This window comes from Citrobacter freundii complex sp. CFNIH2 (assembly GCF_002880615.1).
In the GTDB taxonomy this organism is placed as follows: Bacteria; Pseudomonadota; Gammaproteobacteria; order Enterobacterales; family Enterobacteriaceae; genus Citrobacter_A; species Citrobacter_A amalonaticus_F.
In genome coordinates this window covers 1,249,503-1,265,320 of record NZ_CP025757.1, presented here as the reverse complement: position 1 = coordinate 1,265,320, position 15,818 = coordinate 1,249,503, and the positions used below count along the sequence as shown (strand labels likewise).

Genomic DNA, 15,818 nt, shown 5'->3' with positions numbered 1-15,818 from the left:
AGGATACCTGGATTAAAGCAGGCCGCAACGTCGTTTGCTGCGTTCTTCCGCTTCCTGATACAGCACAAACTCGTCAAACACCGGACACCCCAGCGCCTGTTCAAAGGCCTCGCGACTGGCATTGCCATGACTGCGCGCCTGCGTTTCGTTACCCAGATTCGACTGGAAAATCCCCGCCGCGCTGACCGGCAGGAAATCTTCATAGGTGATGGGCTGCGCCTGCACCCAGCCACGTTCAATGTGCGGTTGCGGATCGTCACCAGGATGAATCGCCTTGCGGTGCGCTTCGCCTGATGGAGTCAGACGATAGCGGAACCAGGCCAGCCCCTGCTGGCGCAGCAGAAATTCGCTGTCCGGAAACGCGTTAAACACCTCCTGCAAATGCAGTTGGTGCGTCAGGTTGTCTTTCCCGGTACCGGCGTTGCGCAGTAATTCATCGTACCGTTGACGCCCTTTTATCGTTAGCGCCACGCCGCGTTGTTCGATCTCGCCGAAGCGGGCCGTGTGTGTCCCCTGCATTTCGCCAGCAAACAGCACCGGTTCTTCCAGCGCTTTGAAACTGGTCTGGCGCAGCAGAATCGGCACCTCACGGCGCGGCGGGCCTTCGATAAGGACTTTCGGTTCAATGCCGCATTCCGGCATCATCGACTGCACCCGGTCGATATCCAGCGTTCTGGGCGTCAGATGATTAATGTGACAGCCCGGGAAACAGACCACATCGGCGATCAGGCGATGTTCGTTATGCAGCGCATGATAGGTTTGTTGATCCACGGTGGCGTGGCGATGCCAGCGGAAAGTTTCCAGCGCTTCTTTCACGAACTCGCGAGCCTGCGTCGCGTTAAACCCCTGCTGACTCTCCCATATGTCGAGCAGTTCGCGACAGCGTGGCGTAAAGATATCGCGCTGAGCGAGGATCTCCGCCGCACGCTGACGGAGTGACGCGTTTTCGATCAGTTCAAGACGCAGTAAGGAGGTAAAGACACGAAACGGATTTCGCGACAGCGAGGCGTCGTCAATGGGACGAAATGCCGTTGAGTGTACCGGCACCCCGGCCTGAGAGAGATCGTAATAGCTAACCGGAAACATCCCCATGATCGCAAACATGCGTCGCAGCGTGGACAGTTCGTCTGCCGTTCCGACACGAATTGCGCCATGACGCTCCACGTTGAGGCGCGCCAGTTCATCCGCATTGGCCAGTTTTTCATGCAGCGTGGGGTTATTTTCGAGAACCGCCAGATTCACGTCAGCCACAAGTTCCAGTAGCGTGCCGTATTGCGGAACTTCCTGCTGGTACATTGCTGACATTGCCTGCGAAAAATGTTCCCGAATCTCATCTGCCGTGATGGTGTTCGCCATAATGTCATGCCTCCAGTGAATGTTACCTGGAGTGTAGGAAACACCATTCACTCTGGGGGGAAGAATTTACAAAGTGTGATCTCACCTGAATTCGCTCTGCATCAGTCCCTGCGCCATTGTATAGCCTCTGGTTATGAAACAAGCGACATAAATTCACTTTTAATTAACAATGCATTTACACACACTGCATCAGGTCATCATAAAACAATAAATCTCTTCCCTGTACCGGAGTCCGCTATGCGTGAAAAAATGTCCTCTCGCGAGGTGATCCATCGCGACTATAACAACCATCCGCCCGCCTTCGCCCCCGGCTATAAGACCAGCGTTCTGCGCTCGCCGCGCAACGCGCTGATCTCGTTGCAAAATTCATTGTCTGAAATCACCGGACCGGTATTCAGCGACAACGATCTTGGTCCGCTGGATAATGACCTGATTATGAATTACGCCAAAGACGGCCTGCCGATTGGCGAACGGATTATCGTCCACGGCTACGTGCGCGACGGTTTTGGCCGCCCGTTGAAAAATACGCTGGTCGAAGTCTGGCAGGCCAATGCCGGTGGTCGCTATCGTCATAAAAAAGACCAGTATCTCGCGCCGATCGATCCTAATTTTGGCGGCTGCGGACGGGTATTAACCGATGAAAACGGCTATTACTTTTTCCGTACCATCAAACCCGGCCCTTACCCGTGGCGCAATCAGGTCAGCGACTGGCGTCCGTCGCACATTCACTTTTCTCTCTCCGGCGAGGCCTTTGCCCAACGTTTAATTACGCAAATGTATTTTGAAGGCGATCCGCTGATCAAACAGTGTCCGATTGTGAAAACCATTAATAACGATGACGCGATCCGCACACTGATTGCCGAACTGGATACCCACGCCGCTGTACCGCTCGACTGCCTGGCCTGGCGCTTTGACCTTGTGCTCCGCGGACAGCGCGCCACCTTGTTTGAAAACCGCACTCAGGGAGGCGCACGATGAAAGAGTATTTGCAGGAAACCGCTTCGCAAACGGCAGGACCGTATGTGCACATTGGGCTTGCGCCTGATGCCGCTGGATTTCATATCTTTGAGAAAAATTTCAGCTCCACGCTGACCAACAGCCATACTGAAGGCGAGCGGATCGTGATTGAAGGACGAGTGATTGATGGTTCCGGTACGCCGGTGCGCGATGTTCTGCTGGAGATCTGGCAGGCCAACGCCCACGGACGCTACAACCATCCGGCTGACCGTCAGGAAGAGAAGCCGCTCGACGCGGACTTTCGCGGCTGGGGACGAACCTGTTCAGACTTCGACAGCGGCGTGTGGCGTTTCGATACCATTAAGCCGGGCTGCGTAGCAGGACGCGATGGCCGCCTGATGGCTCCACACGTCAATCTGTGGATCGTCGCGCGCGGCATCAACATTGGCCTGAACACCCGCCTCTATTTTGCGGATGAGCAAGAAGCCAATCAGCGCGATCCGGTGCTCAATCTGATCGAATGGGAAGTTCGCCGTCAGACCCTGATTGCCCGCCGCGAACAGCGTGGTAGTGAGACCGTCTATATCTTCGATATTCACCTGCAGGGCGAAAACGAAACCGTCTTTTTTGACGTCTGATAATGAGAACGGGCTGAATCTCTCAGCCCGTTTTGTCAGGCCTGGTCTGTTTTCGCGACATGGCTTTCCAGCCACGGCAGCATCTGTTTCTTGCGGCTCAACATCCCTTCTACTGTCACCGGTTGCGCCACTTCCAGTTGCCGCGGACCGGCAAACCAGAGCTGCGAATTGCCAGCGTTGATGTCAGTCAACATCAGCACCACCAGATCCACTCCGCTGCGGGTCGCATAATCGGCCATCTCTTCACGCAGGGCGTCCATCACGTCGGCGACCTGGCTCAACGCATACAGTTCGATCTGCGCAACGCTCACCTGCTGACCCTTGATGGTGAAACGCTTGATATCTTTTTGCAGCAGTTCACTGGCGCTTAATCCTTCGACGCTGGTTTTGGCACTCAACAGGTCAGCGCTGAACGCCGCCAGCTCAACCCCGGCAAGCGTCGTCAGTGCTTCAACGGCCAGACGGTCATCCTCCGTGGTGGTCGGCGAGCGCAACGTGACGGTGTCACTCAGTATCGCGCCCAGTAGTAATAGCGCCTGCGCAGACGTTATCTGCGCCCTGTCCTCCGGGTTCATCAATTGCCATAGCAGCGTGGCGCTGCTGCCCACCGGTTTTACCCAGACTTCTGGCGGCAAACGGGTCACCAGTCCACCCAGACGGTGATGGTCGATAATACCCACGATATTGCTCGTCTGGAGGGTTTCCGGTCCCTGCGTTGGCTCGGTGAAATCCACCAGCCAGACGTCGAGGTCTGTCAGCGGCATCGCCAGCAACGGCGGCATGTCCAGCCCCGCGCGTTTGAACAGAAATTGGGTTTCACGATTGGGCTCACCCAGGCGCCAGGCCGTGGCCTGACGTCCGCGCATGTTCAACCAGCGGGCAGCCATAAAAGCGGTGCAAATGGCGTCACTGTCCGGATTAAGGTGGCCTACGACATGGATCATTTTCGCCTCCGAAGAGAAAGTGCTGTTACTTAAATAAGTTAAATGTTAATAATATTTTGCAATCAAGTTATCAAAAACAAACAACTTTACTTGTCACTGGCATCGCTCTGTTCTTAACATCGCTTATGGAAAAAAATAGTCTGTTCAGTCAGCGCATCCGATTGCGCCATCTTCATACATTTGTCGCTGTCGCTCAACAAGGAACCCTGGGGCGCGCAGCCGAAACCCTTAACCTCAGCCAGCCTGCGCTTTCCAAAACGCTTAACGAACTGGAGCAACTGACCGGCACCCGCCTCTTTGAACGCGGACGGCTCGGGGCGCAGCTGACGTTACCTGGCGAGCAGTTCTTAACCCACGCGGTGAAAGTGCTTGATGCGCTCAACACCGCCGGGCAGGCGCTGAATCGTAAAGAAGGTCTTAACAATGATGTGGTAAGAATAGGCGCGCTACCGACCGCCGCGCTGGGTATTCTTCCGTCGGTCATCGGTCAGTTTCATCAGCAGCAAAAAGAGACCACGCTGCAGGTGGCGACGATGAACAACACCATGCTGCTGGCGGGCCTGAAATCCGGCGAGATCGACATCGGCATTGGCCGGATGTCCGATCCGGAACTGATGAGCGGCCTCAATTATGAGCTGCTTTTTCTCGAGTCATTAAAGCTGGTCGTGCGCCCTAATCACCCGCTATTGCAGGAAAACGTGACGCTGAGTCGCGTAATGGAGTGGCCCGTGGTTGTCTCGCCAAAAGGCACTGTACCGCGGCAGAATGCCGAGACGCTGTTGCAAAGCCAGGGCTGTAAGATGCCAACTGGCTGCATTGAGACGCTCTCCGCATCGCTGTCGCGTCAGTTAACGGTTGATTATAACTACGTCTGGTTTGTGCCGTCAGGCGCGGTGAAAGAGGATTTGCGCCAGGCGACGCTGGTTTCGTTGCCTGTACCAACGCAGGGCGCAGGCGAGCCGATCGGAATTCTCACCCGCGTGGATTCATCGCTCTCTTCTGGCGCGCAACGCTTAATTGCCGCTATCCGTAAATCGATGCCGTTATAACAGGCCGGATGAGGCGCCTTTGCGCCTTCACCCGGCAATGGCGCTTAGAAGGTTTCCCAGTTATCCCCGTGATCGGTAACCGGCTGTGCCAGAGGCTGAACGGGGGTGTTTGTTGTCAGTACGCGCTTGCTCGTCCGTCCGCCCTGTAAGCGAAACGTCCCCACTGCTTCCGTCAGCCGTGCCGCCTGTTCTTCCAGCGATGCCGCCGCCGCAGAGGCTTCTTCCACCAGCGAAGCGTTCTGCTGAGTCACTTTGTCCATCTCAGAGATGGCCTGGCTGACCTGCACGATCCCACGGCTCTGCTCGTCCGACGCCGCTGCGATTTCCAGCATGATATCGGTGACGCGTTTTACCGCCTCCACGATATCGGTCATCGTGTTCCCCGCCGCGACCACTTCACCAGAACCTTGATCGATGAGACGGACGGATTCGCTGATCAGCCCTTCAATCTCTTTCGCCGCCTGGGCGCTGCGACTGGCCAGCGTGCGGACCTCACTGGCGACCACGGCGAATCCACGCCCTTGCTCACCGGCACGCGCGGCTTCTACTGCGGCGTTGAGCGCCAGAATATTGGTCTGGAAAGCGATGCTGTTGATAACCGCGGTGATCTCAGAGATCTTCTTCGAACTGGTTGAAATATTGCCCATCGTCTGGACCACGCCGGAGACCATCTGCCCGCCACGGCTGGCTTTGCCGGACGCGTCTTCCGCCAGTTTGCTGGCATGGTGCGCGTTATCAGCGTTTTGTTTCACCGTCGCGGTCAACTCTTCCATGCTGGCCGCCGTTTGCTCGATCGCCGCCGCCTGCTCTTCGGTGCGTGAAGACAAGTCGGTATTGCCCGCCGAGATTTCGCTGGTACCGCGATAAATCTCTTCTGCCCCCTGACGTACCGATCCGACCGTTTGCACCAGCGAACGCTGCATTTGTTGCAGGTGACGACTCAGACGCCCAATCTCGCTACGCCCGGTAGGTTCATCCTGCATGGTGAGATCGCCGGCGGCAATTTGCTCAATACGCTGCGCAGCATGCTGCAACGGCTGAATGACGGTACGACGCAGAACGATAAACGTCATCAACGTCAGCACCAGCGCCAGACCAAAAGCGCCAATCATGAATATCATGCCCATTTGCGTGCGCTGATGCGCCTGCTCGCTTAACTGGTTAGCGCGCGCCATGCGCAGTTCGATCGCCTTCAGCAGGACCTTGTTGTAACTGTCATCCAGTTGTCTTGCGTGTTCGCTTTCGTGGTTGATAATCGCTTCAAACATGCCGTTTTTGGCGTACTTGAGCATCGGTTGCATTCCTGCAACATAGGCTTTGAAACTGCTCTCCAGTTCGCCATCCAGCGCTTCGTCCGCAGGGGTTTTCACCTTGCGCGCCATGTAAATGTTAAACCCTTCTTCAGACTGCTTAATACGCTTTTCCGCCGCCGCAATATTGGCTTTCATGTCATCCATTTCAGCAATTCGGCTCGCCGCGCCGGCATGAATCATGTTGATTCGCGCGGTACGCAGGTGGTTCGAACTGTTCGATAATCCCATGCGCACCTGGATCTCATCCGTCACATCCCGCTGATCGCGGTCAGCCTGCATGAGAAAGTAGCCCGCCAGACCTGAGCTCAGCGCGAACAGTAAAAGGATGCCACCGAGAATGGAGGAAAACAGCGGAACCAGCCTGATGTGATGCAAAAAGCCCAGCTTATGTGGTGCTTGCATCGATGATGTGTTGTCCATGACCGTCGACTCTCTTGTAGGATTAATGCGTAATACGCGCCCGTAAGATAGTCATCGGCATTCCGCGAATTTTACTTACCGGGAAAAGCGCCGTTTTCGTCACAGTTTGACAACATTTATGTTAAAAAAAGGAAAGCGCCAGCGGTGATTTCCGCTGGCGGATGAATCAGTTATCGCCGAAATGGATAACGGTACGGATGGATTTACCTTCGTGCATCAGGTCAAACGCGTCGTTGATTTGCTCCAGCGGCAGACGATGGGTAATGAACGGATCCAGCTGGATTTTCCCGGCCATTGCCTCTTCCACCATGCCCGGTAACTGGGTACGCCCTTTGACGCCGCCAAACGCGGAACCGCGCCAGACGCGGCCTGTCACCAGCTGGAACGGACGAGTTTTAATCTCCTGGCCCGCGCCGGCTACGCCAATGATGATGCTCTCGCCCCATCCTTTATGGCAGCATTCCAGCGCCGCACGCATCACGTTGACATTACCGATACATTCGAAGCTAAAGTCGACGCCGCCGTCGGTGAGCTCAACAATCACTTCCTGGATCGGTTTGTCATAGTCTTTCGGGTTAATGAAGTCAGTTGCGCCCATTTCACCCGCCAGTGTGAATTTTTCCGGGTTGGTATCGACAGCAATAATACGCCCCGCTTTCGCCTGTACAGCGCCCTGGATCACCGCCAGACCGATCCCGCCAAGGCCAAACACGGCAACGGTATCGCCCTCTTTGACTTTCGCGGTGTTATGCACGGCACCGATGCCCGTCGTGACGCCACAACCCAGCAGACAAACCTTATCCAGAGGTGCTTGCGGGTTGACTTTCGCCAGTGAGATTTCCGCACATACGGTGTATTCGCTGAAGGTGCTGGTGCCCATGTAGTGATAGACAGGTTCGCCGTTGTAAGAAAAACGGGTGGTGCCATCCGGCATCAGGCCTTTTCCCTGAGTGGCGCGCACGGCCTGACAGAGATTGGTCTTCCCGGATTTACAGAATTTGCACTCGCCACATTCGGCGGTATACAGCGGGATAACATGGTCGCCCGGTTTCAGGCTGGTCACGCCTTCGCCGACTTCAACCACCACACCGCCGCCTTCATGCCCCAGTACCGCCGGGAAAACCCCTTCCGGATCGTCGCCAGACAGCGTAAATGCGTCAGTGTGGCAAACGCCGGTGTGGGTAATTTTAACCAGAACTTCGCCTTTTTTCGGCGGTGCGACGTCAATCTCAACAATTTTGAGCGGCTGACCGGGGCCAAACGCGACTGCTGCACGTGATTTCATCTGTCTCTTCCCTTTATTGCGAGGTGATGTGTTTATTTTAGATAAGCGCGAAGAAGGTGGCCGATTTCAGCCATACGCACCGCGCGCTGGTCAGGGGTGGTTTCACCGCTGACCAGCTCATCTTTCAGGTGGATCTCAACCATTTCGCCCATTAAACCGTTGGACGCACCGCGGACCGCGGCGATTTGTTGCAGGATAGCCAGGCAAGGTTCGCCGGACTCCAGCGCACGCTCCAGGGCATCCACCTGCCCCCGAATGCGCCGGACGCGAGTCAGAATACGTTTTTTATCTGCGGGTGAATGCGGCATATGCTCTCCTTGATACTATAGGGGGGTATAGTAACAGCATTATGATGAGAATGAAAAGGAGAATGCGGGTAAGGATCAAACGCCACAATGAAAATCACCCAATATTTTCGCTCGCTAGCGTAATTTTCTCATATGCAATAGAAGGAATTGATAGACATTTCCTTACCACTACCCTTATATCTCAGTCCAAATCTGGACTACATAAAATAAAACGAACAGTCAATAAGAGCTATAGTGACACCGCTAAAATAACATTAGCAGTCGACGAAATTATTTTTATCAGATGATCTTTTAAAAGATTACGCATCTGAGTTGTTCTACATTCCACCTGCTTCGGTCAATACATGGAGAGTCAAATCCAGCGTTTTACTTTCACTTATCAAAAGGTACTGCCATGTATCGCTTACGATTTGTTCTTTTATTCTTCTTTTTGCATGTAACATCGGTCTTTGCAACGGTGATTAATTGCGAACCATCTACTGCCAGTGGTGGTAACAACTATGACCAATGGTCTGAAATCCACATTCCTTTTGAACTACAATCATCCAATTTGACAATAACACTGGGCAATAATATTCCAGACTGGCAAGTGCTTTATTCTGTACATGCAGATATTGGGATGTCTACAGCGACTTGTTCAAGCGGCCACAATAATATGTATTACACCTTACTTACTCAAGCACAACCCGTAGGTACCATCAGTGGTTCTGCCATTTATAGCACCAATGTTTCCGGCATTGGTATGTCTATATCAGCCAGCCAGGTTAACAACGCTGCCATAAAATCATATCCCTCCACTGTATACTACGCTCCAACAACTCTTGGTTATGGCTTTTGGGCAGACGTAAAATTGTGGAAAATCCCAGGGGAAATCCCCATGAATTCCGGGCCTATCACCGTAACAGGACTGGAGGCTGCAGTCATATACATGTATTCAGGTACTACGTACACAAGTTCACATGCTGACAGGATAGCTAGCGACAAAGCAGCATACTTAAGCAGCTCCAGAATATTAACAGTCACTATGATGTTTCAACCCGGCACCTGCAATATCGAAGGGGATAATGTTAACGTCAATATGGGCGAGTATGACGGTGTTGGCAGTCATTCAAACTGGAAAGATGCCAGTTTCAAATTAATTTGCCCCGATGGCATGGGATATAATGGTGCCGCGAACTCTGGAAATGGTTATAGTTATCCGTATAATCTTGACCCCAAAGCATCAATTACCAAAAATAATAAAAAAAATGGTCGGGTCCAAATCAGCATCGTCCCTTATATCACACCAATTGACCCTAACCGGGGCATTATTGCGCTCGACGGAACCGGTGCGCAAGGCTACGGGATTCAACTGGCCTGGGGTGATTACAGTACGCAAAATTCTGAAGAACCACTGAATCCGGTGATATTAAACAGCTATATTGATGCCAATAAACTTAACGCAGGATTCGGTGCGGGAGATACAGACATTGGCGGCAACGGTTTTAACGGTACCGATAACACCATAAAAATGGCGGCTCGCTATATTCGTACCACCGGCGATACGCAACCCGGTCCGGCGAATGCGGTCGTACAGGTCATCTCTAACTATCAGTAAGTGTTCTGCGCGGGGACCTATTCCCCTCCCCGCGCCGGCAAAAATCACGCTATCGCTTACGCGGCATCATGCGCAGCAACGTATTGTCTTTCCAGAAATAATGGTGCATCAACGCGGCGGCGGCGTGCAGCGCAATGACAAAGTAACCGAGATTCGCCAGCGTGATATGCCAGGATTTCAGCGTATCCACCAGATCAAAGTTCCCTTCTGCCGCATGCGGCATCACCAGACCAAAGGCCATCCACGGATTACCACGGTTGTACATCATCACGATGCCGATTAATGGCAGCACAATGAATAACAGATAAATCACCAGATGCCCCAGATGCGCCAGTCCGGTCATCATCGGCTTCGGTTTGGGCACGATAGGAGGAGCCGGATATTTCAGTCTGATCAGCAGACGCGCCACCATCAGTACCAGAATAGCGATCCCACAGGACACATGAATCATATTAATGAGAGGACGATCGCTTCGTGGGAAAAAGCCCCGGAACTCCATCGCGCAGTAGGCGACAATCACCAGTAAAAAGACCAGCCAGTGGATGCCAATCTGCAGGCTTGAGTACTTATTGCCCATAACACTTCCTGAGTAAAAACAATAAAGCGACAACATAGCGAGCTTTTGTTAAAAATTCATTAACTTTTCTTCACCGCTTATCAGTCAGTTAGCCTTTACGACAAAAACGGCGATTGCTCACCCCGCCATACTGAACTAAGCCTGGAAGGGAAAAAAGTGTATCCGCTACATCCTCACAGGAGTTAATCATGAGTAAAATTGGCATTAACGGTTTTGGTCGTATTGGTCGCCTGGTGTTGCGTCGGTTACTGGAAGTCAAAAGCGATGTTGATGTGGTCGCGATCAACGACCTCACCTCCCCTAAAATCCTTGCCTATCTGCTTAAGCATGACTCTAACTACGGTCCGTTCCCCTGGAGCGTTGACTTTACCGAAGACGCGCTGATTGTTGATGGCAAAACGATCGCGGTTTATGCAGAAAAAGACGCCAAAAATATCCCGTGGAAAGCGAAAGGGGCGGACGTCATTATTGAATGCACCGGCTTTTATACCTCAACTGAAAAGTCTCAGGCGCATATCGATGCTGGCGCGAAAAAAGTGCTGATCTCCGCGCCTGCGGGCGATATGAAGACCATTGTCTACAACGTTAACGATGACACGCTGAATGCCAGTGATGTGATTGTCTCGGTGGCTTCCTGCACCACCAACTGCCTGGCGCCGATGGCTAAAGCGCTGCACGACAACTTTGGTATTAAAGTGGGCACCATGACCACGATTCACGCCTACACCGGCACGCAGTCGCTGGTGGACGGTCCACGTGGCAAAGATCTGCGCGCATCGCGTGCGGCCGCTGAAAACATTATTCCGCATACCACGGGCGCGGCAAAAGCGATTGGTCTCGTTATCCCGGATCTCAGCGGCAAGCTGAAAGGTCATGCTCAACGCGTGCCGGTGAAAACCGGTTCTGTCACTGAACTGGTGTCGATTCTGGCGAAGAAAGTGACGGCGGAAGAGGTTAACAACGCGTTGAAGAAAGCGACGCACAACAATGACTCTTTTGGCTATACCAATGAAGAAATTGTCTCCTCAGACGTTATCGGTTCGCACTTTGGTTCCGTATTTGATGCCACCCAGACCGAAATCACCGAGGTGGGCGATCTGCAACTGGTAAAAACCGTGGCCTGGTACGACAACGAATACGGATTCGTGACGCAATTGATCCGTACCCTTGATAAGTTCGTCAAACTGTAGGCATGAAGGCGGAGGGAAACCTCCGCCCTTCTCCGCCGATCAGGACTGCAAATAGACGACCTGGGTTTGCAGATACTCGTTCAGCCCGTGCTTGCCGTCTGCGCCGCCAATCCCCGACTTACGCCAGCCCGCATGGAAGCCCTGCATCGCTTCAAAGTTCTCGCGATTAATATAGGTTTCACCAAACTTCAGCCCTTTAATGGCTTTCATCGCGATGTTGAGATTCTGCGTATAAATAGACGACGTCAGGCCGTAATCACTGTCATTCGCCATCGCGATAGCCTCCTCCAGCGTGTTGAAGACCACCACAGGCAGCACCGGACCAAAGGTCTCTTCGTGCATGATGGCCATCTCCTGGCGGACATCCAACAGCAGCGTTGGCGGATAGTAGTAACCTTTGCCCTCAACGGCTTTGCCACCAAGCGCCACCCGCGCCCCTTCCTGTACCGCCCTCGCCACTTTCTGCTCCACACGTTGCAGAGCGGCGGCATTGATCAGTGGGCCCATGGCGATGTCGTTACGCTCGCCAGGGTTGCCGAACGGTACCGCTTTCAGGGCTTCGCCGAGGCGGTTCACAAACTGGTCATAAATCCCTTTTTGTACGTAGACGCGCTCAGCGCAGTTACAGACCTGCCCGGTATTGATGACGCGGGAATCCACAATCGCTTTGACCGCCAGTTCAAGATCGGCATCATCCATCACAATGGCTGGCGCCTTGCCACCCAGCTCCAGGCATACTTTGGTGATATTCTTCGCCGCCGTCGCCATAATCTTTTCACCCGCCGCCACGCTACCGGTCATGCTGACCATCGCCACTTTCGGATTACCCGCCAGCTCCTGGCCGACGGTTTCACCACGCCCCAGCACCAGGTTAAACACACCGCGCGGCAGACCAATCTCATCAACGATTTTGGCAAACGCAATCGCGTTATTGGGCGTGAATTCACTGGGCTTAATCACGATAGTGTTCCCGGTCAGCAGTGCCGGAGCCAGCTTACGGGCAATCAGAAAGAACGGGAAATTCCACGGCAGGATCCCGGTGGTGACCCCCAGCGCGCGCTTAAACAGCAAAATATTCTCGCCGGGACGGTCGCTCTGCAGTATTTCACCTTCATAGCGACGAGCCCACTCCGCCATATAATCGAGATAGTCGGCAGTAAAAGAGACTTCCACCTCTGCCAGTTGCTGAATTTTGCCTCCTTCCGCAACAATTAAGGCGCTGATTTCGCCAGCACGTTCACGGATCCCGGCGGCAATTTTGCGCAGCCAGCCGGCGCGAACGATCGCCGGCAGCGCTTCCCACTCAGCCTGAGCGCGGTCTGCCGCTGCAATGGCTTTGCGCGCGTCTTCTGCACGACCATCTGGAATACGCGAAATCACCTCTTCCGTCGCCGGGTTGACGACATCAATCCAGGCATCCTCGTGCCAGGTCACAAACTGTCCATCGATATACATAGGATGTTGTACGGGTACTGACATGCGCTACTCCTGTGATTGAATTGTTTTTAACAGGTAAAACTATTGTTAATAAATATCAATCATGCCTCCGCGATCCCGGCTGGCGTCGTGATTCTGTGAACTGCTTCATAAAAGAGAGGGGTCAGGCTGGGGAGAACGAAAACGCAGGCATTTTTGTTTTGCCCGTTTGAGAGAAAACGCTCCCAAACGGGCAGGGTTTAGCGTAACGAACGGTGGTTCATCGTGTCATTCAGCGCCGTATCCTGTTGCAGGATCTGCCACGCGGCCTCGACCTCCGGCGGAAAATCCACATGCACAATGAAGTCGCTCCCCCGAGGACCATAGCCGGTTTCATCATTGCGCAAGCGCGGGATTTCACCCACCACCAGCGCTAAATAGCGATCGACGGTCCACAGACCGCCAGGGTCATTAGCGAACACGATATCGTCCTCCTGCTGACACAATACAGGCGTAACCCCGGGATGGCTCAGCCAGCGCGGCGCGTCCGGGTCGTCACGGGTGACCCGGCGAAAGGTCGCCACGGTACGTCGCTGCATCGTGGGATCCTGTACCACAATGGCCGTGTTAATCGGCGTTGCAGCCTGCGCGATGATCTGCGCACTAAAACGGGCGTTCTCTCCGCAGTTGCTTGATTGATCTTCCAGCCAGATTTTGTCTGCGGGAATGTGCCAGAACTGCCGGGCAATATCCGCCAGGATGGCGGCTTCGGCGCGTCCGGTCGTCTGGATCGTGTTGTAGCGTGGATGTTGGGCAACGGCGGCATACAGGAAGGTCGTGGAGTGACCAATCCCACCAGCGATGAGCAGCGGAACGTCTTGCTGTTGGGCAATCTGGCAGGCTGCGTCAATTGTCGGGATGACGGCATTGCCCGCCAGTACCACGCAGTCTGCCGGGTAAGCGGGCCCTGCGCAGAAATCATCCTGCGCCAGCCACTGTCCCACCGTATTGATCGCCTCAAGGGTGGTGGCGGAAAGTCTCGGGAACGGTTGCATCATAAGCTCCTCCTCATATTTCAGCAGAGTACCGTACCCACGCTGAATAAACAGTAGATCTCTCTGAAAGGCTGATGATTGATATTTCGACGCTTTTTTTGTCATCTTAGTGAAATAACACAAAACATCTAAAAATCGGGCGGTTGCACCTGCATATTATCCTGTTTAATTGTCATCTAATGAACGATTAACGTCATTTATTCTGCAATTGTAGAAAATCATCCTGGCAAAATGCTCTCTTTTTAGCCCATTACGGCGTGTCTCCTCTTGTTAAATGTTACTAACACACCTAGTTTGATTAACAATTTCACAACCTTTTAACGTAACAGGTTGCACCTGTCGCACTGCCAGGTGACACCTTTTTGTTCTCTGGCGGAGGTTTTAAGTTAATGACAACCCATGAAAGCAGTACGGTTATTCTGAAGAAAAATAAGAAGGTACTCGTCGCCAGTCTGACCGGCAGTGCGATTGAGTGGTTCGACTACTTTCTGTATGGCACCGCGGCAGCGCTGGTGTTTAACAAGATTTTCTTCCCGATGGTCGACCCGGTAATCGGTTTGATCCTCTCGTACCTCTCCTTCTCGCTGACCTTTTTTATTCGCCCGATTGGCGGGGTAATTTTCGCCCACATCGGCGATCGCATCGGGCGTAAGAAAACGCTGGTACTGACGCTTTCCCTGATGGGCGGCGCGACGGTGATGATCGGTCTGTTGCCCACCTATGAGATGATCGGTATCTGGGCCCCCATTCTGCTTATCCTGATGCGCATCATTCAGGGGATGGGCATTGGTGGCGAATGGGGTGGCGCACTGCTGCTGGCCTATGAGTACGCGCCGGAAAAACGCAAAGGCTTCTTCGGCAGTATTCCGCAGGCAGGCGTGACCATTGGCATGCTGATGGCGACGTTTATCGTCTCGCTGATGACTCTGTTTAGCGAGGAAGATTTCCTCTCCTGGGGCTGGCGTATTCCGTTCCTGCTGAGTTCTGTGCTGGTGCTGTTAGGACTGTGGATCCGTCGGGATATCGATGAAACGCCAGACTTCAAAAAAGTCAAAGCATCGGGTCAGGTTGCCAAAGCGCCGCTGCGCGATACGCTGACTCATCACTGGCGTGAAGTGCTGATTGCCGCGGGTCTGAAGGTGGTAGAAACCGCGCCGTTCTATATTTTCTCGACCTTTGTGGTCAGCTATGCCACCAGCACACTGAGTTATCAGAAGTCCCAGGTGCTGGAAGCCGTCACCGTTGGCGCACTGATTGCTACGGTAATGATCCCGCTGATGGGGTTGCTGTCGGACAAAATTGGCCGCAAACGGATGTATGCCATCAGCGTCGCCCTGCTCGGCCTGTTTATTGTGCCATGGTTCCTGTTGCTGAATACCGGTACTACCTGGGGCATTATGCTGGCGACAATCGTGATGTTCGGCGTGCTGTGGGCACCGGTGACCGCGGTGCTGGGAACGCTGTGTTCTGAAATTTTCAGCGCTAACGTTCGCTACACTGGCATCACTCTCGGCTACCAGATTGGCGCCGCGCTGGCGGGCGGTACCGCTCCCCTTATCGCTACCGGGTTGCTGGCGAAATATGACGGCGACTGGGTGCCCGTGGCGTGGTATCTGCTTACCACCGTGGCGATATCACTGGTTGCCATTTTCTTTGCCAGTCGGGTGAAGCGTAGCCCGGCGATCAACGCCCAGCCTAACGAGTTGTAATCCC

Annotated in this window: 14 protein-coding genes; 6 read left to right on the top strand and 8 right to left on the bottom strand. The window is 53.7% G+C overall.

The genetic code is table 11. The features are described from left to right. Positions 1 to 12: 12 nt before the first annotated feature. Complete coding sequence (locus tag WM46_RS06415; RefSeq protein ID WP_102601762.1) at positions 13 to 1,356, bottom strand: VOC family protein; 1,344 nt, start codon at positions 1,354 to 1,356, stop codon at positions 13 to 15. A gap of 237 nt (positions 1,357 to 1,593) precedes the next feature. On the opposite strand from WM46_RS06415, the gene pcaH reads away from it, so the two are divergent. Beyond that, complete coding sequence (pcaH, locus tag WM46_RS06410) at positions 1,594 to 2,334, top strand: protocatechuate 3,4-dioxygenase subunit beta (RefSeq protein WP_102601761.1); 741 nt, start codon at positions 1,594 to 1,596, stop codon at positions 2,332 to 2,334. Next, entirely contained in the window at positions 2,331 to 2,951 is a 621-nt protein-coding gene (gene pcaG / locus WM46_RS06405) for a protocatechuate 3,4-dioxygenase subunit alpha (RefSeq protein ID WP_061078038.1), read from the top strand. The genes pcaH and pcaG overlap by 4 nt, the downstream gene beginning before the upstream one ends. A 35-nt stretch (positions 2,952 to 2,986) precedes the next feature. On the opposite strand, the gene WM46_RS06400 is transcribed toward pcaG, so the two are convergent. Beyond that, positions 2,987 to 3,895 carry a manganese-dependent inorganic pyrophosphatase gene (locus WM46_RS06400; protein WP_102601760.1) on the bottom strand — a complete coding sequence of 303 codons (909 nt, stop codon included), beginning with the start codon at positions 3,893 to 3,895 and terminating at the stop codon, positions 2,987 to 2,989. A 125-nt stretch (positions 3,896 to 4,020) separates the two neighbouring features. Between WM46_RS06400 and WM46_RS06395 the strand changes: the two genes are divergently transcribed. Beyond that, positions 4,021 to 4,944 carry a LysR substrate-binding domain-containing protein gene (locus WM46_RS06395; protein WP_061077597.1) on the top strand — a complete coding sequence of 308 codons (924 nt, stop codon included), beginning with the start codon at positions 4,021 to 4,023 and terminating at the stop codon, positions 4,942 to 4,944. A gap of 44 nt (positions 4,945 to 4,988) precedes the next feature. Here the strand turns inward: WM46_RS06395 and WM46_RS06390 are convergent, their stop codons facing one another. From WM46_RS06390 to WM46_RS06375, 3 genes are all read right to left on the bottom strand, one after another. Next, positions 4,989 to 6,677, bottom strand: a complete 1,689-nt coding sequence (locus tag WM46_RS06390; RefSeq protein ID WP_102601759.1) for a methyl-accepting chemotaxis protein — start codon at positions 6,675 to 6,677, stop codon at positions 4,989 to 4,991. Positions 6,678 to 6,843: 166 nt separating this feature from the next. Then, on the bottom strand, positions 6,844 to 7,962 hold the full coding sequence (locus WM46_RS06380; protein WP_102601758.1) for an S-(hydroxymethyl)glutathione dehydrogenase/class III alcohol dehydrogenase: 1,119 nt from the start codon (positions 7,960 to 7,962) through the stop codon (positions 6,844 to 6,846). 32 nt (positions 7,963 to 7,994) lie between these two features. Further along, complete coding sequence (locus tag WM46_RS06375; RefSeq protein WP_061077600.1) at positions 7,995 to 8,270, bottom strand: metal/formaldehyde-sensitive transcriptional repressor; 276 nt, start codon at positions 8,268 to 8,270, stop codon at positions 7,995 to 7,997. 394 nt (positions 8,271 to 8,664) lie between these two features. Here WM46_RS06375 and WM46_RS26330 point away from each other — a divergent pair, with 394 nt between their 5' ends. Then, positions 8,665 to 9,867: a fimbrial protein gene (locus WM46_RS26330; RefSeq protein WP_187394458.1), complete on the top strand. Its 1,203-nt coding sequence runs from the start codon at positions 8,665 to 8,667 to the stop codon at positions 9,865 to 9,867. Between the two features lie 49 nt (positions 9,868 to 9,916). Here WM46_RS26330 and cybB read toward each other — a convergent pair whose 3' ends face one another. Next, positions 9,917 to 10,444: a cytochrome b561 gene (gene cybB / locus WM46_RS06365; RefSeq protein ID WP_061077601.1), complete on the bottom strand. Its 528-nt coding sequence runs from the start codon at positions 10,442 to 10,444 to the stop codon at positions 9,917 to 9,919. 188 nt (positions 10,445 to 10,632) lie between these two features. Between cybB and gap the strand changes: the two genes are divergently transcribed. Next, a complete protein-coding gene (gap, locus tag WM46_RS06360) occupies positions 10,633 to 11,634 on the top strand; it encodes a type I glyceraldehyde-3-phosphate dehydrogenase (protein WP_102601756.1) in 1,002 nt (333 codons plus the stop codon). 39 nt (positions 11,635 to 11,673) lie between these two features. On the opposite strand, the gene aldA is transcribed toward gap, so the two are convergent. Together aldA and WM46_RS06350 are read right to left on the bottom strand one after the other, a co-directional pair. Then, positions 11,674 to 13,113: an aldehyde dehydrogenase gene (aldA, locus tag WM46_RS06355; RefSeq protein WP_102601755.1), complete on the bottom strand. Its 1,440-nt coding sequence runs from the start codon at positions 13,111 to 13,113 to the stop codon at positions 11,674 to 11,676. 197 nt (positions 13,114 to 13,310) lie between these two features. After that, positions 13,311 to 14,105: a YdcF family protein gene (locus WM46_RS06350; RefSeq protein WP_102603792.1), complete on the bottom strand. Its 795-nt coding sequence runs from the start codon at positions 14,103 to 14,105 to the stop codon at positions 13,311 to 13,313. Positions 14,106 to 14,494: 389 nt separating this feature from the next. Here WM46_RS06350 and WM46_RS06345 point away from each other — a divergent pair, with 389 nt between their 5' ends. Further along, positions 14,495 to 15,814: an MFS transporter gene (locus tag WM46_RS06345; RefSeq protein WP_061077604.1), complete on the top strand. Its 1,320-nt coding sequence runs from the start codon at positions 14,495 to 14,497 to the stop codon at positions 15,812 to 15,814. The last annotated feature ends 4 nt before the right edge of the window (positions 15,815 to 15,818 follow it).